A 5,657-nucleotide genomic window follows, 5' to 3' on the forward strand; every position below is an offset into this window, starting at 1 on the left:
CCGATTTTCCAATCTCAACACTTGGGCATTGAAACCTGCCATTTTTGAAATCAACCAAATCTCCCGGCTGGACCTGAAAGTTACTCCGCAGAAGATCGGCCGGACGGTTGCAACCGTTGAAATATCATGGGTGATGAAGGGGGGCGGGGCCAAGGCCATGGCCATCCACCAGCTGAAGGGTCACAGCATAGGACGCAAGGCCCGTCGCATCGGTACGGCTGATGCCGTGACAATTGAACCGGCCGCCTTCCCGGAAGTAGGCAGCATTGCCTATTCACCTCGCTGGAAGGACATCAAGCACGTATCAGGCTGCAACGTCGATGATAGCAAGATAGCAACCGATTTCCGCCGCTTTTTGACTAAGCGCAATATTTCCTGCAGCGCGGCAAACATTGAAACGCTGTTTGGAGACTTTTGCCGTAAAGTTGGAAAGATCTAGCAGACTCGCAAGATGGCAAACTAGCGTGTTGCACGGGACGACCCAGGGAACGCATGATAGGACGATACGCAACCGGGTGGAGGAATCATGGCGGGACTATCACTTTCACAGGCTGCTAAAGCAACAGGCCGCAGCAAGTCCACCATTGGTCGTGCTATACAATCTGGACGTTTGTCAGCTTTGCGGAACGGTGATGACACATTCAGCATAGACCCTTCTGAGTTGTTTCGGGCATTTCCCAAAGGGGGTCCCGGGACGGATAGGGACGCCCATAATGAAACAGTGCGGACCCCCCAAAGCGGTACGGCTGGAGCAAGTAACGAAAGGGATCAAATTGAGAGCCTACGCGATGAGCTCGCCAAAGCTCAGCAGCGGGCCGCTGTTGCCGAAGCACAAGCTGAAGAGCGGGCTCGTGCTTTAAATGCCGCGGAACGTAATCTTATGGATCTTAGGCGAATGTTACCTAGTCCAGAAAAGTCCCAATTAGCAGAAGATTCAGTTTCATTTTGGCATCGTTTTATAAAACGCTGATTTTGACTTTGGAGTATATAATGCCGTCTAAAAGAGCTATTGAAGAAGCAAATAGACGCGGAGGATACTTAGATATAAGTGACAATGATAAACCATGGAAGAATTTATTTAATTTTATTTATAAAAAAGGAAAGGAATCTATAAAAGAAGCCCTAAAAAATTTTATAGATGAAAAAGTCACAATTGATTTAGTATTTTATAATTCCAAAAAGTTCAACGCCTTTGTGCTAAAAGATGAAAGAAAGTGTATAATAGGACTAAGTGGAGCAGTTATACCAAATATTTTACATGTAGCAAAGTTCACCTTAAGCCATGAAGCAAATTTCTTTGGAAGAAATCACAATTATATAGGACCGGATCCCAACAATAATTCAATAGATTTTCTTATAAATGACCCTGACTTATATAAATTTTCTGAAGATAATAACTTGCAGAGTAATATAATATCCGTAATAAACATGGCTATAGACATATTAATATCACACGAACTTTGCCATCTTATAAATGGTCATATTGGATGGCAAAAAGAACAAGTTGATCTGAACTTTATGTCAGAAGCAAATCCTAAAGACTCTAAAATACCTTTCATTATAAGGCAAACTTTAGAGTGGGATGCGGATACCGTTGGAATAAGCCGCGCTTTTTTGCGAGCGCTAGGTGTAACCCTGCCTGATGTTTGCGGATTAAATTATATGTACAGGTTAAATCTTCCTTCCTACAATACGCACGGCACTAGTCAGCAAGCTATATACTTATTTAAAATAGCTATAATGGTTCTTTTTAGTTGTATGGATAGGGAAAGAGTTAGTTGTGGAGTAAATAATTCTTATCCTACTCCAAAAATGCGAAGAACATATGCTATGAGCATGAGTGATCATGTTTTTAGCACACGTATAATTCCCCTAATTGACAATAAAAGTGACTTGTTCAATCTTTACTGGGGCCCAAGCTCTAGCGCAATATTGCGTTTTGAAAAAGCTTGGACTTTTATATTTGGCCATCACATTAGCTTTCGTGAAAAACCTGATTTTGAATTTATAAATTCACTTAACGCTTATAAGTCAGAGTTCTCTAAATTATCCCCGCACCTATACAATCATATTATGGCGCCTTCTGCATGGGACGCTTTTTAAAATATATTACTGAAAAAATATTTTATTTTTAATGCTCCCATCCATAATCATGTTTTCGGTATTTCTGTTCCTGTACCCTCTCCTGTGCTTCTTGCTCATGCGCTTTACGCTGTGCCTCTTGCCGGCGCTCGACCTCGAGATCCCTGGCCAGCCCCTCGGCGGCGGCTGACGCGCCGGGGGCTGCGGCGGCGAAGAACTCCCCCCAGGCATCGGCGGGCGTGACTCGCTCCACCACGTCCCGCACCTGTCCCGCAGCCCGTTCCGTGACGCGCTCCAGCCAGGTGCGCGCCCTGTCGGCCAGCTCCTGCGCCACGCGGGCCACCTCGACGGCCTGTTCCTTGATCTCCCGCCAGACCTGGACAGCCGCGACCTCGATGCCGCGCTCCTTGAGTTGCCACGCCCCGGCGGAAAGTTGCGGCAGCGGCTGACGGTCCAGCGAGACGGCCCGGACCGTCTCGCGCAGGGCCTCGGCTTCGTCGCCGCGTTCCCGTGCCTCCAGGGCGCGCTCCTGGGCCTCGACGCGCTGCGCCTCCAGCGTCCGGTGATCGACGCGCTCATGGGTGCCACAGCGCTCCAGGGCGTGGTTGGTGTCGCGTGCCCAGGCCTCCCGCCAACCCTCCAGCAGCTCCTTGGCGTTCCAGTCCCGGTTCTTGGTGGTGAACCCCTCGGGGCCGATCTCCCGGGTGGTCAGCAAGATATGGGCATGGTGATTGCGCTCGTCCCCCTCACGCCCAGGAGCGTGCAGGGCGATATCCGCCACCATGCCCCGGTCCACGAACTCCCGCTGGCAGAAGTCGCGGACGAGCTGCAGCCGCTGCGTGGCGTCCAGCTCGTGAGGGAGGGCCACGCGGATCTCACGGGCGACCTGGCTGTTCTTGCGCGTCTCGGCCAGTTCCACCGCGTTCCACAGCGCCGCCCGGTCCTGTACCCAATCCGGGGCATCCGCAGGCGCGAGGGTCTCGACGTGATCGACCCCGCCGCGTGCGCGGTAGTCGAAAGCGAGACCGGTGCGCTGATCCACGATCAGCTCGGCGCTGCGATAGGCCGCCGCCGCCGTGGCGCTGCGCCCTGCGGAGCGGGAAATCATCGTGGCTCGAAGATGATAGATCGCCATATCCGCGCCGCACTTCGCTAAGGGTTCAAGGGAAACGCGAGTGTTCCCTTGCCCACACAAACGCGCAGCGTTTGTATAAGTGGGCACTTCGTGTCTTGCACCCTACGCTCAGCGCCTCCAGACTTGCAACCATTGAGCGACCACAGGATTTGAAAATGCCCAGGACCATTGACCAGCAGATCGCCGAGGCACAGGCCAAGCTGAACCGCCTCAAGACCCGACAGAAGGCCAGCGACACCCGCCGCAAGATCATCGTCGGCGCCATCGTCACCACCGAAGCCTTGAAGGACCCCAAGATCGCCAAGTGGATGGCGGCCACCCTGCGCAAGAACGCCACCCGCGAGGTCGATCAGAAAGAGATAGCCGGACTGCTGGCCGAACTGGACGCGAAGGCCAGTACCGCATGAGCGCCGTTGCCAAATCCCCCGCTGAGCTGATTGCCGATCTGACCGACCAAGTGCGGCTCCTGCGCCAGGACGTGGGCAACCTGACCGCCACCGCGACCACCAAGGCTGAGGCGGCAAGGCTCATGGCATCGGTGCAGAAGATCACCATCGACGCCTTGGAGCAGAACCGGCAGATCGGCAGCACCGCAGCCGAGATGTCCCGCCGTATGCACCAGGACAGCCTCACAGCCGCTCAGGAAGCCGCAGGACAGGCCGTGAAGGGGCTGGAGGACCAGATCAGTGCCGCCGCCAACCACATGCGCCTGGAGGCAGTCAAAGGCCGCCAGCAAGCCCTCTACAGCTTCGGAGGGGGTCTGGCCGTCTTCGGGGGAATTGCGGCTCTGGGGGCCGTTCTGGGCATCGTGGCGCTGCTCCTCATCCAGGGACGCGGCGATGCCAATTCCTTCGGTCGCAACCCGGGGCTGTTCTGCGGCTCCGCAGGGGGCGAGCGCGGAACCCTTATCAGCAGCGGAGAGGGATACTGCGTCTTCTGGATTGACAGACAGTAACCGACTTACAACCCACTTCTGTTTCCTTGACTGATACTGCCAGCCCGTAAAGGATGTACACGGGCCAGCATAAGCGGGTCTATTTTTTGAAACAGTCGCGGAGGCGCTATACCCAAAAGGAGATCGCTATGAGAACACTTGAGGTTACTCCGCCAAATATGTGGAGTACATACAATGAAGGTGTTTTACAAAACCAAAACTAGCGAAGTAATTAAACCGTGCGGAACTCGTGTAAGGACGCTGGAACGAAAATTCCGGTTTAACAACCAAGAGTCTGCGCTCGTCGCTTTCTTTGGGGTACTTCTCGGAGCACTTTCCAAGTTTTGGTTTGGATTATAATATCCATTATGTAGAGTTTACTAGGCGCGGCTTTCGCCGCGCCTAGTTGAGGTGTTCGGATGTAAGTTGACTAGATCCAGAGTGCGCCCCACAACCCCTAGCTGATCCTCACCCCTTCCTGCCTTCCGCGTCATAACACCCCATATCCGCCAGAGCGCATCTTTGGGTTGATCCAGGGGGCTTCAAGGCGTCCAAATCCTCAAAATTTACTTTCAAAAAGGGCGCAGCCCTTTCTTGTTCTTATAGTTCTATAGTTCAGGAAAAAATCTTTATTATTAAACAATGCTTTGCGGCTCTATCGGCTAGGTTTGGGGACGCAACGGCTAGGTTTGGGGACGCAACGGCTAGGTTTGGGGACGAAATTGCTAGATTGACAGGCTAGTTTTGCTGCGTCTAAATCCTAGCCTATGAGAGTGGCAAGGGCAGGCTATGGGCAAGACAATTCAGGTCGCGGCAGATCGGGAATTTGACCGGACAAAGACGGTTATTCCGGCGGAAGTTGCTAGGGGGATTTACATTGAAAACCCGCCGGGGGCGCAGGCGCTGAAGCTGATGCACCTGCTGATATCGATTGCGGGCGGTCGCATGGCGGATGATGCGCAGCATGAATTGCGCATGGCCGATCTAAAAGCGATTGAAGGAATGCGCAACCACGACAGGGCCAGTTTGCGAGCGCTGTTCATTGAACTACGCGGGGCCGTGATCCATTACGACCGCCCGGCCGAAAAAATTGAAATTATAGACGGATTTATGGGCCGGGTTGTGCTCGACTACCGGCACGAAACCAGCGGCGACATTCTGGTGAAATGGAAATTTGGGGAGGAATTCCGGCGTATTGCGGAAGAGTCGAACCATTGGGCCATTCTGGACCGCCAGACGGTATTTGCCCTGTCCAGCAAATATGCAATCTTGCTTTTCCAGCATGTCGCTAGCTTGGCGAATTTGGATCGCAAAGACAGCAAGACATTCACAGTGCCCGAACTGCGCGCCCTTCTCGGCGTCCAGGCTGGTAAGCTGGACCGATTTTCCAATCTCAACACTTGGGCATTGAAACCTGCCATTTTTGAAATCAACCAAATCTCCCGGCTGGACCTGAAAGTTACTCCGCAGAAGATCGGCCGGACGGTTGCAACCGTTGAAATATCA

7 protein-coding genes are annotated in these 5,657 nt (G+C 52.9%); 6 read left to right on the forward strand and 1 reads right to left on the reverse strand.

Annotated features, from left to right (window positions below; genetic code table 11):
* The 3 genes from ACJJVR_RS04880 to ACJJVR_RS04890 all read left to right on the forward strand — a co-directional run.
* The coding region (locus ACJJVR_RS04880) for a replication initiation protein (protein WP_405402687.1) at positions 1-439 on the forward strand (439 nt) is incomplete at its 5' end.
* 87 nt (positions 440-526) lie between these two features.
* Complete coding sequence (locus ACJJVR_RS04885; protein WP_405402688.1) at positions 527-970, forward strand: hypothetical protein; 444 nt, start codon at positions 527-529, stop codon at positions 968-970.
* A gap of 20 nt (positions 971-990) precedes the next feature.
* Entirely contained in the window at positions 991-2,103 is a 1,113-nt protein-coding gene (locus tag ACJJVR_RS04890; RefSeq protein ID WP_405402689.1) for a hypothetical protein, read from the forward strand.
* 28 nt (positions 2,104-2,131) lie between these two features.
* On the opposite strand, the gene mobQ is transcribed toward ACJJVR_RS04890, so the two are convergent.
* Positions 2,132-3,217 (reverse strand): MobQ family relaxase, encoded by a 1,086-nt coding sequence (mobQ, locus tag ACJJVR_RS04895; RefSeq protein WP_405402691.1) that lies wholly within the window; start codon positions 3,215-3,217, stop codon positions 2,132-2,134.
* A 155-nt stretch (positions 3,218-3,372) separates the two neighbouring features.
* Here mobQ and ACJJVR_RS04900 point away from each other — a divergent pair, with 155 nt between their 5' ends.
* The 3 genes from ACJJVR_RS04900 to ACJJVR_RS04910 all read left to right on the forward strand — a co-directional run.
* Positions 3,373-3,624 carry a hypothetical protein gene (locus tag ACJJVR_RS04900; RefSeq protein WP_405402692.1) on the forward strand — a complete coding sequence of 84 codons (252 nt, stop codon included), beginning with the start codon at positions 3,373-3,375 and terminating at the stop codon, positions 3,622-3,624.
* Entirely contained in the window at positions 3,621-4,172 is a 552-nt protein-coding gene (locus tag ACJJVR_RS04905) for a hypothetical protein (RefSeq protein WP_405402693.1), read from the forward strand. Before ACJJVR_RS04900 ends, ACJJVR_RS04905 begins: the two co-directional genes overlap by 4 nt.
* Positions 4,173-4,940: 768 nt before the next feature.
* Positions 4,941-5,657, forward strand: a 717-nt coding sequence (locus ACJJVR_RS04910; RefSeq protein ID WP_405402695.1) for a replication initiation protein, incomplete at its 3' end; no start/stop codon positions are given.

The organism is Paracoccus sp. Ld10, from assembly GCF_045064235.1.
Lineage (GTDB): Bacteria > Pseudomonadota > Alphaproteobacteria > Rhodobacterales > Rhodobacteraceae > Paracoccus.